At 71.0% G+C, this 20,651-nt stretch carries 18 protein-coding genes; 7 read left to right on the forward strand and 11 right to left on the reverse strand.

Annotated features, from left to right (window positions below):
- Nucleotides 1–2: 2 nt before the first annotated feature.
- Complete coding sequence (locus ACZ4EG_RS37955; RefSeq protein WP_453547688.1) at nucleotides 3–596, reverse strand: HAD family acid phosphatase; 594 nt, start codon at nucleotides 594–596, stop codon at nucleotides 3–5.
- Between the two features lie 159 nt (nucleotides 597–755).
- Nucleotides 756–4,043 carry an NACHT domain-containing protein gene (locus ACZ4EG_RS37960; RefSeq protein ID WP_467793847.1) on the reverse strand — a complete coding sequence of 1,096 codons (3,288 nt, stop codon included), beginning with the start codon at nucleotides 4,041–4,043 and terminating at the stop codon, nucleotides 756–758.
- Nucleotides 4,044–4,415: 372 nt separating this feature from the next.
- Here ACZ4EG_RS37960 and ACZ4EG_RS37965 point away from each other — a divergent pair, with 372 nt between their 5' ends.
- A complete protein-coding gene (locus ACZ4EG_RS37965) occupies nucleotides 4,416–4,967 on the forward strand; it encodes a M23 family metallopeptidase (RefSeq protein WP_453547692.1) in 552 nt (183 codons plus the stop codon).
- Here the strand turns inward: ACZ4EG_RS37965 and ACZ4EG_RS37970 are convergent.
- Nucleotides 4,957–5,568, reverse strand: coding sequence for a TetR/AcrR family transcriptional regulator (locus ACZ4EG_RS37970; protein WP_453547695.1), 612 nt, complete (start codon nucleotides 5,566–5,568; stop codon nucleotides 4,957–4,959). The two genes, ACZ4EG_RS37965 and ACZ4EG_RS37970, sit on opposite strands and share 11 nt — an antisense overlap.
- Nucleotides 5,569–5,715: 147 nt before the next feature.
- Here ACZ4EG_RS37970 and ACZ4EG_RS37975 point away from each other — a divergent pair, with 147 nt between their 5' ends.
- The 3 genes from ACZ4EG_RS37975 to ACZ4EG_RS37985 all read left to right on the forward strand — a co-directional run bounded on the left by ACZ4EG_RS37975 (nucleotide 5,716) and on the right by ACZ4EG_RS37985 (nucleotide 8,371).
- Entirely contained in the window at nucleotides 5,716–7,338 is a 1,623-nt protein-coding gene (locus ACZ4EG_RS37975; RefSeq protein ID WP_453547698.1) for an MDR family MFS transporter, read from the forward strand.
- 104 nt (nucleotides 7,339–7,442) lie between these two features.
- On the forward strand, nucleotides 7,443–7,865 hold the full coding sequence (locus ACZ4EG_RS37980; RefSeq protein WP_453547803.1) for a helix-turn-helix transcriptional regulator: 423 nt from the start codon (nucleotides 7,443–7,445) through the stop codon (nucleotides 7,863–7,865).
- A 59-nt stretch (nucleotides 7,866–7,924) separates the two neighbouring features.
- A complete protein-coding gene (locus ACZ4EG_RS37985) occupies nucleotides 7,925–8,371 on the forward strand; it encodes a VOC family protein (RefSeq protein ID WP_453547700.1) in 447 nt (148 codons plus the stop codon).
- 203 nt (nucleotides 8,372–8,574) lie between these two features.
- On the opposite strand, the gene cseC is transcribed toward ACZ4EG_RS37985, so the two are convergent.
- The 5 genes from cseC to ACZ4EG_RS38010 form a co-directional block, all read right to left on the reverse strand.
- Complete coding sequence (gene cseC, locus ACZ4EG_RS37990; RefSeq protein ID WP_453547702.1) at nucleotides 8,575–9,879, reverse strand: two-component system sensor histidine kinase CseC; 1,305 nt, start codon at nucleotides 9,877–9,879, stop codon at nucleotides 8,575–8,577.
- A 47-nt stretch (nucleotides 9,880–9,926) separates the two neighbouring features.
- Entirely contained in the window at nucleotides 9,927–10,631 is a 705-nt protein-coding gene (gene cseB, locus ACZ4EG_RS37995; protein WP_467793848.1) for a two-component system response regulator CseB, read from the reverse strand.
- A 104-nt stretch (nucleotides 10,632–10,735) separates the two neighbouring features.
- Nucleotides 10,736–11,389: a hypothetical protein gene (locus tag ACZ4EG_RS38000; protein ID WP_467793849.1), complete on the reverse strand. Its 654-nt coding sequence runs from the start codon at nucleotides 11,387–11,389 to the stop codon at nucleotides 10,736–10,738.
- Nucleotides 11,377–11,916 (reverse strand): SigE family RNA polymerase sigma factor, encoded by a 540-nt coding sequence (locus tag ACZ4EG_RS38005; protein WP_263211134.1) that lies wholly within the window; start codon nucleotides 11,914–11,916, stop codon nucleotides 11,377–11,379. Before ACZ4EG_RS38005 ends, ACZ4EG_RS38000 begins: the two co-directional genes overlap by 13 nt.
- Before the next feature lie 268 nt (nucleotides 11,917–12,184).
- The gene (locus ACZ4EG_RS38010; RefSeq protein ID WP_467793850.1) at nucleotides 12,185–13,060 is read right to left on the reverse strand and encodes an HhH-GPD family protein; all 876 of its coding nucleotides are present in this window, start codon (nucleotides 13,058–13,060) and stop codon (nucleotides 12,185–12,187) included.
- 180 nt (nucleotides 13,061–13,240) lie between these two features.
- Between ACZ4EG_RS38010 and ACZ4EG_RS38015 the strand changes: the two genes are divergently transcribed.
- The gene (locus ACZ4EG_RS38015; protein ID WP_467793851.1) at nucleotides 13,241–14,083 is read left to right on the forward strand and encodes a hypothetical protein; all 843 of its coding nucleotides are present in this window, start codon (nucleotides 13,241–13,243) and stop codon (nucleotides 14,081–14,083) included.
- Between the two features lie 53 nt (nucleotides 14,084–14,136).
- Here ACZ4EG_RS38015 and disA read toward each other — a convergent pair whose 3' ends face one another.
- On the reverse strand, nucleotides 14,137–15,261 hold the full coding sequence (disA, locus tag ACZ4EG_RS38020; RefSeq protein WP_263211139.1) for a DNA integrity scanning diadenylate cyclase DisA: 1,125 nt from the start codon (nucleotides 15,259–15,261) through the stop codon (nucleotides 14,137–14,139).
- A 79-nt stretch (nucleotides 15,262–15,340) separates the two neighbouring features.
- Complete coding sequence (gene radA / locus ACZ4EG_RS38025; RefSeq protein ID WP_467793852.1) at nucleotides 15,341–16,750, reverse strand: DNA repair protein RadA; 1,410 nt, start codon at nucleotides 16,748–16,750, stop codon at nucleotides 15,341–15,343.
- Nucleotides 16,751–16,949: 199 nt separating this feature from the next.
- Between radA and ACZ4EG_RS38030 the strand changes: the two genes are divergently transcribed.
- Nucleotides 16,950–18,653, forward strand: a complete 1,704-nt coding sequence (locus tag ACZ4EG_RS38030; protein ID WP_467793853.1) for a BACON domain-containing protein — start codon at nucleotides 16,950–16,952, stop codon at nucleotides 18,651–18,653.
- 31 nt (nucleotides 18,654–18,684) lie between these two features.
- Here the strand turns inward: ACZ4EG_RS38030 and ACZ4EG_RS38035 are convergent, their stop codons facing one another.
- On the reverse strand, nucleotides 18,685–19,533 hold the full coding sequence (locus ACZ4EG_RS38035) for a DUF3109 family protein (RefSeq protein WP_453547715.1): 849 nt from the start codon (nucleotides 19,531–19,533) through the stop codon (nucleotides 18,685–18,687).
- 71 nt (nucleotides 19,534–19,604) lie between these two features.
- Between ACZ4EG_RS38035 and ACZ4EG_RS38040 the strand changes: the two genes are divergently transcribed.
- A complete protein-coding gene (locus ACZ4EG_RS38040) occupies nucleotides 19,605–20,537 on the forward strand; it encodes a Ppx/GppA family phosphatase (RefSeq protein ID WP_453547717.1) in 933 nt (310 codons plus the stop codon).
- Nucleotides 20,538–20,651 lie beyond the last annotated feature (114 nt).

The following is a 20,651-nucleotide window of genomic DNA, read 5'->3' on the forward strand; positions in this document are numbered from 1 at the left end:
GGTTACGACAACTGGCCGTCGTAGTCGGGCAGCTTGAACGTCTTCTCGGCGTGGCCGCCCGACAGGTCGGTGGCGCTGTTGCCGATGTTCGCGATGATCGTGTAGCCCTTGTTCTCGATCGCGACGCGCTGGGCGGTCTTGTACGCGCCGACGTCCTTGAAGAGGTCGAAGAAGCCGCGGACATAGAGACCGGAGACGTCATAGCCGTCGTATTCGAGGTTGAACTCGGTGGGCGCGGCGATGATGCCCGGGCGGGCGGTGACGAAGAAGAGGGAGACGCCGTGCTCCTGGGCGTACTTCGCGACGTTCAGGACCGGCTTGTTGGCCGGCTGCGGGTAGCTGAAACCGAAGTCGGTCTCCAGCGTGGTGTTGTCGATGTCGAAGACGATCGCCTGCTTCTCGCCGGGCTTGGCGTCGTCGATACGGTCCTTCAGATACGGCAGGGCCTGGCCCATCACGCTCTGGCAGTCCTGCTGCCAGGTCGCGTAGTCGACCTTGGTGGCGGTCGCGGCGTCGGCCGGGGTGGCCATGGCCGCCAGCGCGGCCGCCGAGACGGCGGTCACGGTGATACGGCGAGCCCAGGGGCGTCTGGTCATCGGTGGGGGTCCTCTCACGTCCGTACAGGCCTGTCAGGGGCATGATCTTGGGTGAGGATGGCGCGAGGGGAACCGTAAGGTTACCGGGGGGTAGGCGTACAGAGATCTGCGTCACACCGTGCTGTGAATTCTGGGCGCGCCCCAACCCGAACTCGCCGTCTAGCGCCGCGACTTCCACGGCGCGCCCCCCATCTGCTCCAGGATCTGGACCTGTCTGCCTCGCAGTTGGTCGAGCCCGCGCACCGGCGCGGGCCCGGCCGGGAAGTAGACACACCTCAAGTCGGGCAGATCCAGGAGCGGTTCGAGGTCGAGGCGCTGCCTGACGTCCTCGCCGCCGAGGATGTGCAACTCGACCAGCCGGGGAAACAGCGTGGGGATCCGTTCCATGGCCAGGGGTTCGGGGCGGTCGTCCGCGAGGGCCAGAAGATGCACGGAGGGCAGGGCGAAGGAGCGCGGACACAGCCCGAGCGAGGCGCCGTTCAGGCTGAGACGGCCCAGCGCGGGCAGCGAGACCAGATCCGCCCAGTCGGCCGCCGACGAGGGGCTGCTGCGGGCGTTGAGGCTCAGCTCGACCAGCCGGGTGAGACGCCCGAGGCCCGCCAGTCCGTCCTCCGGGGCGGTGCCGGCGTCCAGGACGAGCCGGCTCAAGGGAGCGCGCTGCGAGAGCAGGTCCAGGTTCCAGGTGTCGGTCGGCGCGAGTTCGAGCACGAGATCCGTCAGCCGGTCGAGCGTCGCCAGGGCCCGCAGCTCCGGGCCGGAGCCCAGCCTGCGCAGATGCAGCGTCCGCAGGCCGAGTCCGGCCAGGGGGGCCAGGTCCTTGAGGCTGGGGCAGTCGGTGATGTCGAGCTCGGTCAGCGACGGCGCGTTCTTGAGGAAGGAGAGGTCGTCGAGTCCCAGATAGCCCCTGATGGCCAGCCTGTCCGGCGGGAAGTCGGCGACGTACGACCTCAGCTCGCCCACCCCCACGCCCCGGCCGACGAACTCCACCATGGGACGCCCGCCCAGTGCGCGCAGCGCCCGCAGCCGGGCCGTGTTGGTGACGGGGAACACGACCGCCGTCGGATCGACATGAGCGAGCACTTCCAGGGCGTAGCGCTCGGTGTCGAACTGGTCCCATGCCCACAACAGGCGCGACATCACCAGCGACGAGACGTTCTTGGCGAATCGCGCCAGATACGGGATCGCCGCGTCCGACCGCACGCGCGTGGCCGTCATCAGCACCATCACCGCGTCCCCTTGCTCCAGTTCCTCCGGATCCGGCAGCAGGTCGAGCACGAGCGGACCCACGGCCGCCAGCTGCTCCGCCGCCGTGACGCTCGCCGGGGGAATCAGCGTTCCCGCCCGCTTCTCCACGGCGGCCCGGACCCCGGGATCCAGCTCCGCCGCATGTTCCAGACAGGCGGCGGCCAGCAGGAAGACCCGGTCGCGCTCCCGTCCTTCGAGCGACGCGTCGCCCTTCTCCAGCAGCCCGGTCAGGATCTCGGCCCGCTCCCGGGGGCGGGCGTGGGCCACCGCCATCCGGATCACGTCCTCCCACTGGTCGTCGGCCGCGTGCTCGACGAGCAGGCCGATGTCCCAGACCTCCACCGCGGCGCGCGCCCCCAGATAGTCCTGGAAGGTGCGGTGGATGAAGTCCAGCGTGTCCGGGGCGGGTTCACGGAGCAGCCCGCTGCGGTTGAGGAGGTGGCGGTAGACGACGGGCGCCTCACCGAGCGCGGCGGCGGCCGGTACGGCGGGCAGTGCCTCGGCGATGATCTGCTCGGCGCGCTCCCGGTCCAGCTCCGTACGGCCGTTGCGGATCAGCCAGTAGGCGAGCCGCTGCAGGAGCTGTGTCTGCGGCTCCTGCTGCAGCTCCACGACGGCCGACACGTCCCGCTCCCGGTCCCGGCGGGTGAGCAGCATGGTGAGCGCGGCCTCGTACAACTCCTTGCGGCCGTGCGGGAGATAGCCGCGACGGTCGCGGTGCAGGGCGCAGATCAGACCGCACATCAGGGGGTTGGTGGCGAGGCGGCCCAGGTCGGCCTTGCCGCGGATGGCGGCGAGCAGCTGGCTCTGGTACGTCCGCAGGTCGGCGTCCTCGTCCTCGTTCCCGCCGCGGGCCGCCGTGTGCCAGCGGCGGACGAAGGACGCCACGTCCGCCGGGCTCATCGCGGAGAGCGTGAGCTCGGTGAACTCGTCGTCGGCCAGCCAGTCGTCCTGTACGGCGCTCGGGCGCGAGGTCACCAGCCAACGGTTGCCGGGGTAGGCCGCGACCAGCTCGCCGAGCCAGACGCGGGCGCGCTCGCGCTCGGTCTCGGGGACCTCGTCGATGCCGTCGACCAGGACCAGGCCCCGGCCGCGGTCGAGCACGCGGTCCGCCCAGCCCTCCGGCTGGGCCCCGGCCAGGGGACAGCCGGAGGCCTTCAGGAAGCCGTCCGGGGAGGGGAGCCGCTCTCCGTGCCGGGTGAGCGAGCGCAGCGGGAGGACCAGCGGAACGCGGCCGTACAGATAGGCCATCGGGCCCTCGGGTTCGCCGCGGGTGGCCGAGACGGCCAGCCACTGCACGAGGGTGGTCTTGCCGGAGCCGGCGACGCCGCGCAGCAGGACGCGATCGTGTTCGGCCAGGATCTGGTCGGCGGGGCGGGACTCCAGGGTCCGCAGCTCCGCCCGGAGCTCGGCGAGCACGGCGTCGGCCGTCGTGCCGTCGCCGCCCGGTAAGGCCTCCCGCGAAAGACCCGTGGCGAAGTCCGCGAGACGGGCCTTCTCCCCGGTGGCCTCCAGGCTCAGATACGCCACGTCCAAGGGCCACTTGGCGGGTGAGTTCACCAGATCGATGCCGTAGATCGTCAGCTGCCCGTGCTTCTTGGCCACATACGCCAGATACCGCCGCTCGAACGTCGCGTCCCGGGCGAACGGTCGCGGGCTGCGGATGATCAGCTCGTCCAGCTTGGCGATGAGTTCCGCCTGGGCCCGGCTCTGCTCGATCAGCGTGTGGGCGACAAAGGTGGAGCGCCGGGTGAAGAAGTCGATGATGTGCAGACAGGCCCACTCGGTGACCGAGTCGAGGAAGAAGGACGCGTCGGCCGTCAGGTCCCTGGTCGGTGCCCGGTGGTGCAGCTTGCGTGCCAGCTCCCGGTAGCCGAGCTGCACCGCCTGCACGTCGTCCATGTCGAGCTCGCCCAGCGCGAGGAGCTTGCCGGTGAGGGCGTGGGTGACCGCTTCTTCCTCGTCCGCCGGGAACGGCCGCTCCCCGGGCGAGTCCACGGCCTCCTTGACCAGACGGGTCGCGAGTTTTCGTACGTCCTTGTCGGTCAGGGTCCGCTTCTCGCCCCGGAAGGAGACGAGGGCCGACAGCCGCACCGGTTTGTCGACCAGCCCCGCCCCCGGCCCGTCCTGCACGAAGAGCTTCTTCACCAGCGGGCCGACCAGACCCGACGCGAGCCTGGTGCCGAGCACTGCCGGATCCATCCCCGCCCACCCCCGTAGTCGCGCGAACGCCGGCCAGCGTAGCGCCGGTCACATTCCGGTGTCCGTCGATCTTGGAAGCCGGTGACATGCCGCACAGGCGATATGTCCGTTACTAGAGGAGATAGTGGGACTTCAATGCAGGCCAAAAGGGATGTTTGCTACCCAATCCTCCGTGAATGGGCGACGTCGGAGGGGTGATGCCCGAAAAACTCCTGTCTGTCAAGAGTCTTCGGATTATGCGGCTGAGTACTAGCTTTCGCCGTAGACGGGGGGGTTTGAGACCAGGCGGGACGGCGGGTTACCAAGAGATGCCCCATCCGGCGGACGGTTGTGCGCCGGGTGGTTCCAAGTCCCCGACTCCACGAGGTCCAGATGTTCAAGCGCGTTACGTCCCGTTCCACCCGCACGTCCAACCTCCGTACCCGGGTGGCCGTCCTGGCCGCCGGCCTGGGTGCCACGGCCGTCGTGGGAACCGGGGTCGCAAGCGCCGCCACCGCGTCCGCCACCTCCTGGGTCGACCCGGTGCAGAAGTACACGCTCTCGGCCAGCTTCATGCAGGACGGCAGCCACTGGGCGCACAAGCACAGCGGGCAGGACTTCGCCGTGCCGACGGGCACGGAAGTCGTCGCCGCGCACGGCGGCACGGTCGTCAAGGCCGGTGGCAACGGCGCCGGTGACGGTCCCGCGTACGGCAACGCCGTCGTCATCAAGCACGGCAACGGGACGTACTCGCAGTACGCCCACCTGTCCCGGATCGACGTCAAGATCGGGCAGGTCGTCAAGACCGGCCAGCACATAGCCCTGTCCGGCAGCACCGGCAACTCCACCGGTCCGCACCTGCACTTCGAGATCCGTACGACCCCGAACTACGGCTCCGCGGTCGACCCGGTCGCCTTCCTGCACGCCAAGGGCGTCAAGGTCTGACCTGATCCTCCCGGCAGGCGCCCCGGTGCGCCTGCGTGACGAGGTCCACGGCGACTTCGAGAACGGCCTCGCGCCGCTTCTCGGGGTCGCCTTCCAGGTCCTGCATCACGAACATCCCGGCGTGCAGCGTGAACAGCGCGCTGACGCAGCGGACCTGCTCGACGAGGGGTGCCGCGGGGTCGATCATGATGTCCCGCAGACTGTGCATCCGGTCCTTGAAGGTTTCGCCGATGCGCAGTTCGCGGACCGTCGCCTGGTTCTCCTGCATGAAGCGGAAGAGCGGTTCCGCGCCGACCAGGGCCTGGCTGTAGCGCCGTACGATCTCCTGCTTGGTCTCCAAGGTGTGGGGCTGCCGGCTGCCCCACTCGATCAGGTCCTCCATCGGCTGCGTCAGACCCTCGAAGAGGCTGACGATGATCTCTTCCTTCGTCTTGAAGTGGTAGTAGAGCGCCGCCTTGGTCACGTCGAGGTGCTCGGCGATCTCTCGCAATGACGTCTTCTCGTAGCCCTGCTCGGCGAAGAGTTCGAGCGCGACGTCCTGGATGCGCTGGCGGGTGTTGCCGCGGCGCTGCTGCTTGGTGCCGTCCATGGTGACGCCCATCCTCGTACTCCTCGCGCTCCCGCGGAAACTTACTTGCCGCCCGACTAGGGAACTTACTTGACGCCCGGCTAGTTGCGACGCTAACTTCCCAGTGTAGACAACTAGCCGGGCGGCAAGTAAGTACCAGTCGCTGGGGGAGTGGGAAAGATGGCGGACACACAAGCGGCTTCGGTGAGCCAGGAGTCACCCGAAGGGGTCTCCGACGAGCAGCCGGGGAGGCCGGGCAAGAAGCAGCGGAGCGTGCGGGTCGTCCTGCTCGCGCTGATGATCGCGATGATGCTCGCGATGCTCGACAACATGATCGTGGGCACGGCGATGCCGACCATCGTCGGTGAGCTGGGCGGCCTGCAGCACCTGTCCTGGGTGGTGACCGGTTACACACTGGCCACCGCGGCGTCCACCCCGATCTGGGGCAAGCTCGGCGACATGTACGGGCGCAAGGGCGCCTTCATGACCTCGATCGTGATCTTCCTGATCGGTTCCGCGCTGAGCGGCATGGCCCAGAACATGGGCGAGCTGATCGGGTTCCGGGCCGTCCAGGGTCTTGGCGCCGGCGGTCTGATGGTCGGCGTCATGGCGATCATCGGCGACCTCGTCCCGCCGCGGGAGCGCGGCAAGTACCAGGGCATGATGGCCGGCGTCATGGCGCTCGCGATGATCGGCGGCCCGCTGGTCGGCGGCACCATCACCGACAACTGGGGCTGGCGCTGGTCCTTCTACATCAACCTGCCGCTCGGCGCCGTCGCGCTGCTGCTGATCAGCGCCGTGCTGCACCTGCCGAAGAAGCGCACCAAGACGCGGATCGACTACCTGGGCGCCGCGCTGCTGACCGTCGGCATCACCTCGATCGTGCTCGTGACCACCTGGGGTGGCACCGAGTACGCCTGGACGTCCGCGCGGATCATGGAACTGATCGCCATCGGCGTCGTCGCCCTGGTCGGCTTCGTGTTCTGGCAGACCAAGGCCGCCGAGCCGGTCCTGCCGCTGCACATCTTCCGCAGCCGCAACTTCACGCTGATGTCGGTCATCGGCTTCATCACCGGCTTCGTGATGTTCGGCGCCACACTGTTCCTGCCGCTGTACCAGCAGTCGGTGCAGGGTGCCTCCGCCACCAACTCCGGTCTGCTGCTCCTGCCGATGCTCGGCGCGATGCTCGTGACTTCGATGGTGGCCGGGCGGGTCACCACCAACAGCGGCCGCTACAAGGTCTTCCCGATCGTCGGCGCCGTCCTGATGGTCACGGGCCTGTACCTGCTGTCGCTGATGGACACCGGCACCTCCCGGTTCACCTCGGGCGTGTACATGGCCGTCCTCGGTCTCGGCATGGGCTGCCTGATGCAGATCACCATGCTGGTCGCGCAGAACAGCGTGGAGATGAAGGACATGGGCGTCGCGTCCTCGTCGACCACCCTGTTCCGTACGCTCGGCTCCTCCTTCGGTGTCGCCATCATGGGCGCGCTGTTCAACCAGCGGGTCCAGGACGTCATGGCCGAGCGGGGCGGGGCGCTGGCCGCCAAGATGACCGAGAAGTCCGCACAGCTCGATGCGGCCAGCCTGGCCAAGCTGCCCGCGCCGGTGCGGGAGGCGTACCAGCACGCGGTGTCCGCCGGTACGCACTCGGCGTTCCTGCTCGGCGCGGTGATCGCGGTGATCGTGCTGGCCGCGGCGCTGTTCGTGAAGGAGGTCCCGCTCAAGAGCGGGCCCCAGAAGGCGGAGACCGCGGCCGACAGCGGTGACGCGGCGCCGGCCCCGGTGATCGAGGCCGTCTGAGCCGCCCCTGAACGAAGGCCCCCGGACGGTGTCCGCCCCGGGGGCCTTCTTCGTGCCCGGGACCCGATGTCAGTGCCGCGTGCCACCATCGCCGTATGGACAAGATGCGCCAGTTGCGCCTGGCGAAGGACGCCATGGACCGCGACTGGGCCGACCCGGAGCTGGACCTGGACGCGGTGGCGGCCCACGCCGGGTACTCGCGCTATCACTTCATCCGCGCCTTCAAGGAGACGTACGGCGAGACGCCCGGCCAGTATCTGACGCACCGTCGCATCGAGCGGGCCCAGGACCTGCTGCGCACCGCCAATCTCTCGGTGACCGAGATCTGCCATCTGGTCGGCTTCAGCAGCCTGGGCACGTTCTCGACGCGGTTCAAGGCGTGGACCGGGCTGACTCCCAGCGAGTACCGGGTCAAGCACGTGGGCCGCGGGGCCGCGCTCATACCGGGCTGCTACGCCATGCTCTGGGCGGGCGGGTTCAGAAGCGGCCCCGGCAGCACCCGGAGCAATTCTGGAGAAGCGGGCTGAGATCCCGGCTGCCTACGGTGGCGGGGCAAGCAGCCGATCCCCGCGGACAGGAGCACGCCATGATCAAGGGACTCAGGATTTCCACCGTCTGGGTACTCGACCAGGACCGGGCCAAGGAGTTCTACACCGAGAAGCTGGGCCTTGAGGTCCGTACGGACATGTCGATGGGCGAGGGTGGGATGCGCTGGCTCACCGTCGGCTCCCCGGACCAGCCCGACGTCGAGCTCACGCTGATGGTGCCCGGGCCGCCGGCGATGGACCCCGAGTCCGCCGAGATGGTCAAGAAGCTCGTCGCCAAGGGGGCGCTGGGCGCGGGTGTACTGACCACCGACGACATCCACGGCGACTACAAGCGGCTCAAGGACCGCGGCGTGGAGTTCCTCCAGGAGCCGCAGGAGCGCCCCTACGGCACGGAGGCCCTCTTCCGCGACGACTCAGGCAACTGGTTCTCCTTCACCCAGCCCCGCGAGGGTGGCCTCGACATGGACAAGGACTGGGCCTGCTGAGCCGTTGTGGCTTGCGGCGCGGGCGATTTTTCTCGGCACGGGCCGTCGTGGGCTGTCCGCGACGCCGGGTGAGACGGCGTCGATCCGCGGCGGCGCCCAGCCTCCAGCGGTCCGTCGCCAGTGCGCGCCGGGGATCGCGTGGGGTCTGCTGAGCCCGTCCCCTCGGCGACCCGGTGGCCCGGCGCCGCGGCAGCGGATCGGTGCTACGGCAGTATCGGATAGCTGCCCGTGTTCGTCGGGGCGTGTTCCGGGAGCCACAGGACTGCTACCGCGCCCTCGGCCGGTACGTGGGGCGGTGCGCCCGCGGGGCGTACGTTACGGAACGTCAGGCGGGCGCCGAGGACCCGGGCCTGGCCCGCGGCGATGGTCAGGCCCAGGCCGTGGCCCTGCCCGGCGCGGTCCTTGCTGCCGGTGCGAAAGCGGCTCGGGCCCTCGGCGAGGAGTTCCTCGGGGAAGCCGGGGCCGTGGTCGCGGACCCGGATGACCCGGCCCTCCACGATGACCTCGATGGGCGGCTTGCCGTGCCGGGCGGCGTTGGCGAGCAGGTTGAACAGCACCCGCTCCAGACGACGTGGGTCGGTCGTGACCTCCGACTCGTGCACCACGTGTACGGCGATCGCCGGGTCCTTGGCGGCCACGCGGCGACTGACGAACTCGCCCAGCATGATGTCCTGCAGCTCGGCTCGCTCGGAGGCGCCGTCGAGGCGGGCCACCTCCAGCACGTCCTCGACGAGCGTGCGCATCGCCTTGGCCCGGTCCAGCACGAGCTCGGTCGGCCGCCCCGGCGGCAGCAGCTCGGCGGCCGTCAGCAGCCCGGTCACCGGCGTGCGCAGCTCGTGCGCGATGTCGGCGGTGACCCGGCGCTCGGCCTCCAGCCGCTGCTGCAGCGCGTCCGCCATGGCGTCCACCGCCCGGGCGAGGTCGTCGGTCTCGTCCCGTACGACACCGCCGATGGCGTCCCGCACCCGGACGTCCGGCTCGCCCTTGGCGACCTGGTTCGCGGCGGACGCCGCCTTGCGCAGCCGGCCCGACAGCTGCCCGCCGATGAGCACACCGAGCGCGCTGCCGCCGAGCACGACCGCGATGGAGCCGATGACCAGGGCCTGGTCGAGGTCTTTCATCACGTTCGTGCTGCGGTCGGTGAAGCGGGTGTGCAGCGACAGAATGTGCCCGCCCTTCACCGGGACCGCCGCCCAGATGTCCGGCACGCCGCCGTGGTCGGTGACGTAGGTGGCCCGGCGGCCCTCCTCGGCCTTCTCCCGCAGCGCGGGCGGCAGCCCGGGGTCGTCGACGTCGATGCTGGGGAAGTTCGGCCGCCCGAACAGGTCGTAGTTGCGCTGGGCGATCTGCAGCCGCTCGTCGGCGAGGTCGCGCGCGTTGTCCAGCATCGACACCCGCGCGGCGTTGTGCACGACCAGGCTCAGCGCGATCGCCACCAGCGCGCCGACCAGCGCGATGGCCGCGCTCAGCTTCCATCTGAGTCCCGTACGGATGCCGGCGCGCCGCATGTGCCGCCCCATCGGCCGCCGCTTGCTCCCCCGCATGCCCGCCCCGCTCAGGCCTTCAGCTTGTAGCCGAAGCCACGGACCGTCTCGATGCGGTCCTGGCCGATCTTCGTGCGCAGCCGCTGCACATGGACGTCGACGACCCGGGTGTCCCCGCCCCAGCCGTAGTCCCACACGCGTTCGAGCAGCTTGTCGCGCGAGAGCACCGTGCCCGGCGACGAGGAGAACTCCAGCAGCAGCCGCATCTCGGTGGGCGTCAGGGCCACCGGCTGTCCGGCCCGGCGCACCTCCATGCCCTCGGTGTCGATCTCCAGCTCGCCGAACGTCAGCACGCCGCCGTCCATCGCGGAGGGGCCGGGGTCCGCATGGACGCCCCCGCCCGCGTGGCCGAAGCGGCGCAGCACCGCGCGGATCCGGGCGACCAGGACGGCGCCGTCGAAGGGCTTGGTCACATAGTCGTCGGCGCCCGCCTCCAGACCGAGGACGACGTCGATGGAGTCGGCCCGCGCCGACAGCATGATCACCGGCACCGTCGACTCGTCCCGGATGCGCCGGCACAGGCTCACCCCGTCCAGGCCCGGGACCATGACGTCCAGCAGCGCGATGTCGGGGCGGTTCGCCCGGAACGCCTCCAGGCCGGACAGCCCGTCGGGCATCGCGGTGACCGCGAAGCCGTCCCGCTCCAGGGCGAGCTGGGTGGCCTCGCGGATGACGTCGTCGTCCTCGACGAACAGGACATGGGTCTGGTCTGCCATCCCGCTGCTCTCAGTCCTCGTGATTCTCGTGCCGTGTGGTTCTCGTGCCGTGCGGTTCTCGTGCCGTCATTGACTTGACGCACGGATCGTGTGTCGGGTTCACATCAGCCGGACGGCACCGGCGACGGATCGCCACCGACCGCATTGCTGTAGTCGGTGTGGTGGTAGTCCTCCTGGACGAAGCGCCCCGCGGTCCAGCTGTACGTGTACACGTTCTCCCCGGACGGACTCGACACCGGGTCGCCCTTGTCGTACACCTGCTTGGTCACCATCAGGTCGCCGCGGTCTATCTCCGCGTAGACCGGGGACTCCTCGGCCTTGAACACATTCTCGTACGCGCCGCCCTCCGCGCGGTACACATACGACCCGACACCCACCGCGTCCGCGCAGGTCAGCACGTTGACCACGATGTCCTCCACCGGGCCGCCGGTCAGATCGCCGTACGACACGTCGACCGGGTACTCGTCGCCGGCGCACGGCTTCAGATACCGCTTGACCGCGGTCGAGACCCGCGGGTCGCTCCTGACCAGCGCGACCGCGTCCACCTGCTGGTACGTGTCTGAGGGGTTGGGGGCGGGGGAGGCCACCGCCCCCGCCACCGAGTCGGAGTGTGCCGGGCCCTCGTCACGGGCACCGGTGCCGCCTGTGGCACAGGCGGCGACGAAAAGGCCGAGGGCGGCGATCACGGCCACCGCCGTGATCGCCGCCTGGTAGACCCCGCGAGCCGCTGTGGGCTCTTCGTCGGTCAGGCCGCGCACCGCTCCCGCTCCTCACGCTCCAGCGCGCGTGCGTCCAGATCGCGGGCCTCCAGCTCCTCGCGGAGCCGGGCGAGCGCCCGGTGCAGCGTGCTCTTGACCGTTCCGGCCGACATGCCGAGGGCGGCGGCCGTCTCCTCCGTGGACATCTGCTCCCAGTGTCGCAGCACGACGACACTGCGCTGCTTCGGAGCGAGCACCTTCATGATGTCCATGAGGAGCGCGCGGTCCGCGTGCTGCTCGGTGGCGTCGTCCACACAGGCGTCCGGCAGCTGCTCGGTGGGGACCTCCTCCAGTTTCCGGGCCCGCCACCACTCGGTACGCGTGTTGATCATCACCCGGCGCAGATAGGCGTCCGCGAGCCGCTTGTCCGCGATGCCCTCCCAGCGGCCGTACGTCCGCACCAGCGCCGTCTGGAGCAGGTCCTGCGCGTCGACCGGGTCCGGGACCAGACGGCGTGCACTGCGCAGCAGCGCGTCCTGCCGAGTGCGGACGTACTCCTCGAATTCGAGCACCTCGCCCTGCGCCATGATCAACCGCCTCCGTTCCCCGTTTTTCTCCGGCCCCGTGCCTCTGTCGCTGTGCTCCGGTTGGTCGTGCCGGGCACAGGAATGAAGTTACGGAGCTGTTGTCACGGCGCTGTCCGAAGCAGCCTGCGGGTAGCACTCGGCTGTCCGTCGGTTGTGTAACGGAAATGAGTTCGGGGTAAGGGGGGCGCTCGAATTGCCTTTGTATGGGGTGATTTGGTGGGTGGGGTGGCTGTGAAACAGCCCCCTGGCTCTGTGACTTGTCTGTGCGTCAGCTCAGCGGCAGCCGATACAGACCGCCCGGCAGCGGCTCCACCAGACCGTCCGCGACGAGCCCGTCCAGCGCCCGGGCGCGCTGCACCGGCTCGTGCCACACCCGGTCCAGAGCCGGCTGCGGCACGGGGACGTGCGCCTCGCGCAGTACGGCGAGGAGCTTGCCGCGGACCTGACGGTCCGTACCGGCGTACGTCTGGCCGCGCCGCGGCGGGCCCTCGTGCTCCGGCTTGCCCGCCAGCCGCCAGGCGCACTGGGCGGCGATCGGGCAGCGCGGGCAGCTCTCGTTCTTCGCCGTGCACACCAGCGCGCCCAGCTCCATGGAGGCGGCGGCCCAGCGCGCGGCGGTGCCCTCGTCCTCGGGCAGCAGCTCACGGGCGAGCCTGCGCTCCGCGGCGGTGGTGGCGTTCGGCGGGTACTGCACACCGGTGACCGCGCGGGCGAAGACCCGGCGGACGTTGGTATCCAGCACGGCGTGCCGCTGCCCGTAGGCGAAGGAGGCCACCGCCGCGGCCGTGTACTCGCCGATGCCGGGCAGCGCGAGCAGCTGTGCGTGGTCCGTCGGTACGTCGCCGCCGTGCCGTTCCGTTATGGCGACCGCGGCGCCGTGCAGACGCAGCGCTCGGCGCGGGTAGCCGAGCCGGCCCCAGGCGCGGACGGCCTCACCGGGCGCTTCCTCGGCCAGGTCCGCGGGGCGGGGCCAGCGGGCCAGCCACTGCTCGTAGACGGGCAGGACCCGGCTGACCGGGGTCTGCTGGAGCATGAACTCGCTGACCATCACGCCCCACGGGCCCGCCGCCGGGCGGCGCCAGGGGAGGTCGCGGGCGTGGGTGTCGAACCAGGCGATCACGGGGGCGTGGAGCATCTCAGTCATGGCCCTTCCGATCCTGCCACGCGTTGGCCGGACACGGTTCGTGGCGGCGCCGGGGCGGGGCGTGCGGAGCGTGAAGCGAAGCCACTTCGTGGGAAGTTGCCGGGATGATGATCCGGAAAAGTTGGTTCCGGGCGGCGGGTGGCGCGAGCAAGCGGGCGGATCTCTCGTAAAGTTTGCGCCGTGGGATCTCTGCGCAATCCGGTCGGGCCGCTTCCCTCCTCCATCTACTGGCGACGGAGGGTCGTCATGCTGTCGGTGGTCGCCGTCCTGGCGCTGCTGATCGCCTGGATCGCCACGGCGGGTGGCGGGGGCGGCAAGAAGAACACCGGCACGCCCGACGGCAAGAATCCCGCGTCCACGATCACGGCGGGTCCGTCCGGGAGCGGGCCGGCGTACAGCCAACACCCCGGCGGACGTGACGAGTCGGGGGGCGGGGGCACCGGCGGGAGCGACACCGGGTCCGGCGACGGCGGGTCCGGTGACGGCGGGTCGGGCGACGGCGGTGGCTCCGGCTCGACGGACGGCAGCGGTTCGGGCGACGGCTCCGGATCGGGATCGGGTTCCGGCTCCTCCGACGGCAGCGTCAATGCGGCGGCCACGCTGCCCGCCTCCTCGGGGCTGCCCAACTGCTCCTCCGGAGCGGTCACGTTGAGCCTGCGCAGCCGGCACAACTCGTACTCGCCGGATCTGACACCGACCTTCGAACTCACCGCGAAGAACTCGTCGTCCGGCGACTGCAAGGTGGATCTCGGTCCGAAGAGCGCGGTGTTGACGATCACGCAGGCCCACGGCAGCGACTCGTACTGGTCGTCGGCCGACTGCCCGAAAGGCGCCGGAAGCCTGGTCTACCGGGTGCCGGCGGGCAGCAGCATCACCTACACGGTGAAGTGGGACCGCAAGCCGAGCGCTCCGCAGTGCGCCACGCCTCCGGCGGGGTCGGCGGCGGCGGGTACGTATCTGCTGGAGGCGAAGGCCTCGGGGTACAGCATCGCGCCGACGTCGTTCGTGCTGTCGGCGGACTAGGGCCTGCCTTGGCGGACTAGTCCCTGCCTTGGCGGACCAGTTCCTGCCTCGGCTCAGACGTACCGCTCCAGGATCGACGACTCCGCCAGCCGCGACAGACCCTCGCGCACGCTGCGTGCCCGGGCCTCGCCCACGCCGTCCACGGTCTGGAGGTCGTCCACGCTCGCCGCGAGGAGCTTCTGCAGGCCGCCGAAGTGCTCCACGAGACGGTCGATGATCGCGCCCGGCAGCCTCGGCACCTTGGCCAGGAGGCGGAAGCCCCGCGGGGACACCGCCGAGTCGAGGGCCTCGGGGGAGCCGGTGTAGCCGAGGGCACGGGCCACCGTGGGCAGTTCGAGGAGCTCGGCGTGGCTGAGGGCGTCGAGCTCGGACAGGGCCTCGTCGACCGTGCGGGAACGCTTGGCGGTCGGCTCGGGCACATAGTCCCGGACCACCAGCTCGCGCTCCGGCTCCACACCCGCGATCAGCTCGTCCAGCTGGAGCGCCAGGAGCCGCCCGTCCGTGCCCAGCTCGACCACGTATTCGGCGATCTCGGTGGCGATACGGCGCACCATCTCCAGGCGCTGTGCGACGGCGGACACATCGCGGACCGTCACCAGGTCCTCGATCTCCAGCGCAGACAGCGTGCCCGCGACCTCGTCCAGGCGGAGCTTGTAGCGCTCCAGCGTGGCCAGGGCCTGGTTGGCGCGGGACAGGATCGCCGCCGAGTCCTCCAGCACCCTGCGCTGCCCGTCGACGTACAGGGCGATCAGGCGCATCGACTGGGAGACGGAGACCACGGGGAAGCCGACCTGCTTGGAGACACGGTCCGCCGTGCGGTGCCGGGTGCCCGTCTCCTCCGTGGGGATCGTGGGGTCCGGGACCAGCTGGACACCCGCTCGCAGGATCTTCGAGAGGTCCGAGGAGACCACGATGCCGCCGTCGAGCTTGCACAGCTCGCGCAGTCGCGTCGCCGTGAACTCCACGTCCAGGACGAAACCGCCGGTGCACATCGCCTCGACGGTCTTGTCGGAGCCGAGCACGATGAGTCCGCCCGTGTTGCCCCTCAGTACGCGTTCGAGCCCGTCACGCAGGGCCGTACCGGGTGCCACGGCACTCAGCGAGGCGCGCATCAGGCCATCGGAACCGGCACTCCCACCGGACTTTCCGGGAGCTGCTGCCCGGTCGTTGGCTGCCACTGCACTCCTCCGGTCGCAGGTTCTGGGCGCTGCCGTTCGCGCACTCGGTTCGCACGGACGGGCGAGACCAGGGCAAAGTCTACCGGCGGTCCTCCGCCTCCCGTGGGGCCTCTCGGCGACGGGAGCGGGGAATGACTCTGAGCGCGTCCCCTATGTCGGCGACTTCCAGGACCTTCATACCCGGAGGGATCTTGCCCGGATCGCCCGGCACGAGCGCGTGCGTGAAGCCCAGACGGTGGGCCTCCGAGAGCCTGCGCTGCACGCCCGTGACCCGTCTGACCTCGCCCGCGAGACCGACCTCGCCGATGGCGACGAGGTTCTTCGGCAGCGGGGTGTCGCCGGCCGCGGAGGCCAGGGCCAGGGCGATGGCGAGGTCCGCGGCAGGCTCCGAGAGCTTCACCCCGCCCACCGTCGCCGAGTAGATGTCCCGCTTGCCGAGCGCGCTGATCCTGCCCCGCTGCTCCAGCACGGCGAGCATCATCGAGACGCGGGAGGTCTCCAGGCCGGAGGTGGTACGGCGGGGGGAGGGGATCTGGGAGTCGACGGTCAGCGCCTGGACCTCCGCCACCAGCGGGCGGCGGCCCTCCAGGGTCACCGTGAGGCAGGTGCCGGGGACGGGTTCGGCACGGCGGGTGAGGAAGAGTCCACTCGGGTCGGCGAGGCCGGTGATGCCCTCGTCGTGCAGTTCGAAGCAGCCGACCTCGTCCGTGGCGCCGTACCGGTTCTTGACGCCCCGCACGAGCCGGAGGCGCGCGTGGCGGTCGCCCTCGAAGTGCAGCACGACGTCCACGAGGTGTTCGAGCAGGCGGGGTCCGGCGATGGCCCCGTCCTTGGTGACATGGCCCACAAGGAGCGTGGACATGCCCCTCTCCTTCGAGGCGCGGATCAGCGCCCCCGCCACCTCCCGCACCTGGGCCATGCCGCCGGGCGCCCCGTCGATCTCCGGCGAGGCCACCGTCTGTACGGAGTCGAGGATCAGCAGGGACGGCTTCACCGCGTCCAAGTGGCCGAGGACGGCCGCCAGATCGGTCTCGGCCGCGAGATACAGATGGTCGTCGATGGCCTTGATGCGGTCGGCGCGCAGCCGCACCTGGCTCGCCGACTCCTCGCCGGTCACATAGAGCGTGCGGTGCTCGTCGCTCGCGGACTTGGCCGCCACGTCGAGCAGGAGCGTCGACTTGCCCACGCCGGGCTCGCCCGCCAGCAGCACCACCGCGCCGGGCACGAGTCCGCCGCCGAGCACCCGGTCCAGCTCGGGCACACCGGTCGGGCGGGCGGTGGCCTGGCGCCCGTCGACCTGCCCGATGGGGAGCGCGGACGTGGTGACGCGCCCTGGCGTCGTCGTCCGCACCGCGGGCGCGCCGTACTCCTCGACCGTCCCCCAGGCCTGGCACTCGGGGCACCGGCCGAGCCACTTGGCCGTCTGCCAGCCGCACTCCGTGCAGCGGTAGGACGGGCGGTCCTTGGTGGTCTTGGTACGGGCAGCCATGCGGAAACCGTAGCCGCCTGCACTGACAGTGCGGCACCGGCCACCGGACGGGTACGGGACCGGACCGGCCACTCACCGTCGTGAACGAGCCGCGGAATGAGGGGTTCCTGTCCCCTTATGAGGGATCGTTTCACCCGTACGGATTAAAAGTGCTCAAGTGGGAAGAAGGGGCCATCCACCGCCGCCTACGGTCGCACAGGTGATGAGCAGCAGCCCGGAGACCTCGACCCGCACCACCGGCGCGCACCGGGCGCACCGGGAGGCGCGTGACCGTGCCGCGGCGCGCGCGCTGGCGCACCGGACGCCGGCGCGCTACGAGCCGTATCTGGACGGTCTGTTCACCTACTGCCTGTCGGTGCTGTGCGACCACGACACGGCGACCGCCGCGCTCGGCGACGTCCTCGCGCTGGCCGAGCGGCGCGGGCAGCGCGTCCCGGACGAGGCGGACCGCCGGGCCTGGCTGTACGCGCTGGCCCGCTGGGCGTGCCTGCGCAAGCTGGCCGAGGCCAAGCAGAAACGTCAGGGCACGCACGCGGCGGGCCGCGCCGGAGCCCAGCGGCAAGGCCCGCAGCCCGCCGACCCGCCCGCGTCCGGGGAGGTCCAGGAGCAGCGGCGGCGCGAACTCGCGCTGCTCGCCTGGCCGGAGGCCGCCGGGACCACCCCGGAGCAGCGCGAGGCGCTCGAACTCGCCGTCCGGCACCACCTCGCCGCCCACGAGGTCGCCGCCGTCCTCGGCATGGACCGGACCGTCGCCCGCGAGCTGCTGGCCTCCGCCGCCTGCGAGGTGGAGCGCACCCGCGCGGCCCTCGCCGTCGTCGAGACCGGCGGCTGTCCCGGCGTGGCCCTCCTCACCGGGGACGACCAGCTCGTCCTCAGCACGGCCGTACGGCGTGAGCTGATCCGGCACGTCGACGACTGCCCGCGCTGCCGCCGGACCGCCGAACGCGCGGTCCCGGGCCGCTGGCCCGGCGCCAGCGTCACGCCCGCCGAGCTGCCCGTCCTTGAGGCGCCCCGCGCCGCCCTGAACGGCGCGCCGGCACGCCACCCGCGTGCGCGGGGCGCGGCGCTTCCGCGTTTCGACCGGCGCGGCTTCCCTATGGACCCCAAGGACCGTGCCGCCCGCCGTGACCGGCTACGCGCGCGTGCCGTCACGACGACCGTCGTCGCCACCGTCGTCGCCGCCCCCGTGCTCGCCCTGTGGGCCGCCTACCGCGGCTCCCCCGCCGGGGACGACCCGGAGAGCAACACGGCCACCGCCAGCGAGGCACACGGACCCGACAGCCTGGGCGGCCACCCGGCCGGCGACTACGAGAACGCGGGCAACGCGAACCCCGGACCCGGCGCCCACGTGGGCAGGAACGGGAAGTCCGACGTCTCCGTGCAGGTGATCAGCGTCTCCGGGGCCGGGAAGAAGGGGGCCGGGCAGCTCGCGGTGTCGGCGGGCAACAGCGGCGACACCACCCTGATCACGCTCACCGCCTCCGGTCCCTCGCCGGTCCGCTGGTCCGTCGCCAGCTCGGCCCGCTGGCTCTACCTCAGCCGGTCCACGGGAACCCTCCGGCCCGGCGAGTCGTTGACGATCAAGGTGTACGTCGACCATCTGCGCGAGCCGTCCGGCCGCTGGAGCGCCCAGGTGGCGGTGTCACCGGCGGGCGCCGTCGTCTCGATCGACGGCTACGGCACCGCGCCCACCGGCCCCACGAACCCGTCGGGCCCGCCCCCGACCTCCGCCCCGGACCCGACGCCCACGACCTCGGCCCCCACCGACCCCTCGCCCAGCGACCCGCCGTCACCCGACCCGACCCCGACACCGACCGACCCGTCCCCGACCCCCTCCGGTGGCTCGACCCCACCGCCGACCGACAGTGGCGCGCCGGCCCCCTCGGGCGGCCAGAACCCGTGATCGGGGCGCCCGAGCGGTGACCGGCAGCCGGTCAGGCCGTCGGGTCCGCCGGGTGCGGTGCCAGCAGCGGCAGCCCGGACGCCAGCCGCTCCTCGCACAGCTCGACCAGCCGGTCGTAGCCGGCCTTGCCCATCAGCTCGGTCAGCTCGGCCCGGTAGGAGACGTACACCGGGTCGCCCGCGCCGTGCGCCGACGTCGCCGACGTGCACCACCAGTGCAGGTCGTGGCCGCCCGGACCCCAGCCCCGGCGGTCGTACTCACCGATGGAGACCTGCAGGACACGCGTCTCGTCGGGACGGTCGATCCAGTCGAAGGTCCGCCGGATCGGCAGCTGCCAGCAGACGTCCGGCTTGGTCTCCAGCGGCTCGCGGCCCTCCTTGAGCGCCAGGATGTGCAGCGAACACCCCGCGCCGCCCGCGAACCCGGGGCGGTTCTGGAAGATGCACGAGCCCTTGTAGGGGCGCGTCTGGCGGGAGCCCTCGTCGTCCTCCGAGACCCAGCCGTGCTTCACGCCCTCGTCGTGGTGCTGCCAGACGTCCGGGGTGAGCCGGGCCACGTGCTCGGCGACCCGCTTCTCGTCGTCCTCGTCCGAGAAGTGCGCGCCCAGCGTGCAGCACCCGTCGTCCGCGCGGCCCGCCTGGATGCCCTGACAGCCGCTGCCGAAGATGCAGTTCCAGCGAGAGGTCAGCCATGTCAGATCGCACCGGAAGACCTGCTCGTCGTCCGCCGGATCCGGGAATTCCACCCATGCGCGTGCGAAGTCGAGCCCCTTCTCGTCGGCCGCGAGGTCCTTCTCCGGCCTCCTCGATGGCGTCACCCGATAAGAATCGCTGGAGGATTTGGCGGCCTTGCGGTCCTTCGCCTTTTTCGTCTTTGGCACCCGTCCAGGGTAAGTCGCCCGAGACGGTTCCGGGGACGGCCGAGCGCCCAGGTGGCAGTAGCGTTTCGTACATGAGACTCGGTGTCCTCGACGTGGGATCTAATACGGTGCATCTGCTGGTGGTGGATGCGCATCCAGGCGCGCGCCCGCTGCCCGCGCACTCGCACAAGGCGGAGTTGCGGCTGGCCCAACTCCTCGACGGGGACGGGGCCATCGGCCCCGACGGGGTCGAAAAACTGATCGGTGTCGTCCACGAGGCACTCCAGGCGGCCGAGGACAAGGGTGTCGAGGAGCTGCTGCCGTTCGCCACCTCCGCCGTGCGCGAGGCCAGCAACGCCGACGAGGTCCTGGAGCGCGTGCGGGCCGAAACGGGCGTCGAGCTGCAGGTCCTCACCGGCGCCGAGGAGGCCCGGCTCACCTTCCTCGCCGCCCGCCGCTGGTTCGGCTGGTCGGCCGGAAAGCTGCTCGTCCTGGACATCGGCGGCGGCTCCCTGGAGATCGCGTACGGCATCGACGAGGAGCCGGACGCAGCGGTCTCGCTGCCGCTCGGCGCCGGCCGGCTGACCGCGTCCTGGCTGCCCGGCGACCCGCCCGGCACCGAGGCGATAAGGACACTGCGCCGTCATGTACGGGCCGAGATCGCACGCACGGTGGGAGAGTTCAGCCGCTTCGGCTCCCCCGACCACGTGGTCGCGACCTCAAAGACCTTCAAGCAGCTGGCCCGTATCGCCGGCGCCGCCCGCACCGCCGACGGCCTCTACATCCAGCGCGAGCTCAAGCGGGAATCCCTGGAGGCGTGGGTGCCCCGCCTGGCCGGCATGACCACCGCCCAGCGCACGGAACTGCCCGGCGTCTCCGAGGGCCGTTCCGGCCAGCTGCTGGCGGGGGCGCTGGTGGCCGAGGGGGCGATGGACCTGTTCGGGGTGGAGAACCTGGAGATCTGCCCCTGGGCGCTGCGGGAGGGCGTGATCCTGCGACGGCTCGACCACATGGGCCCGGCCTGAAACCGACGCCGGCGACCGCGCCCCCGAAGGGGCGCGGGGCGCTGACGTCCCAGGCTCCGCCGCACGGATACGAGCGGCCGCTGCCGGCCCGCCCACGGCTATGGCAAAGCCCAC

The organism is Streptomyces sp. NPDC025638, from assembly GCF_055558775.1.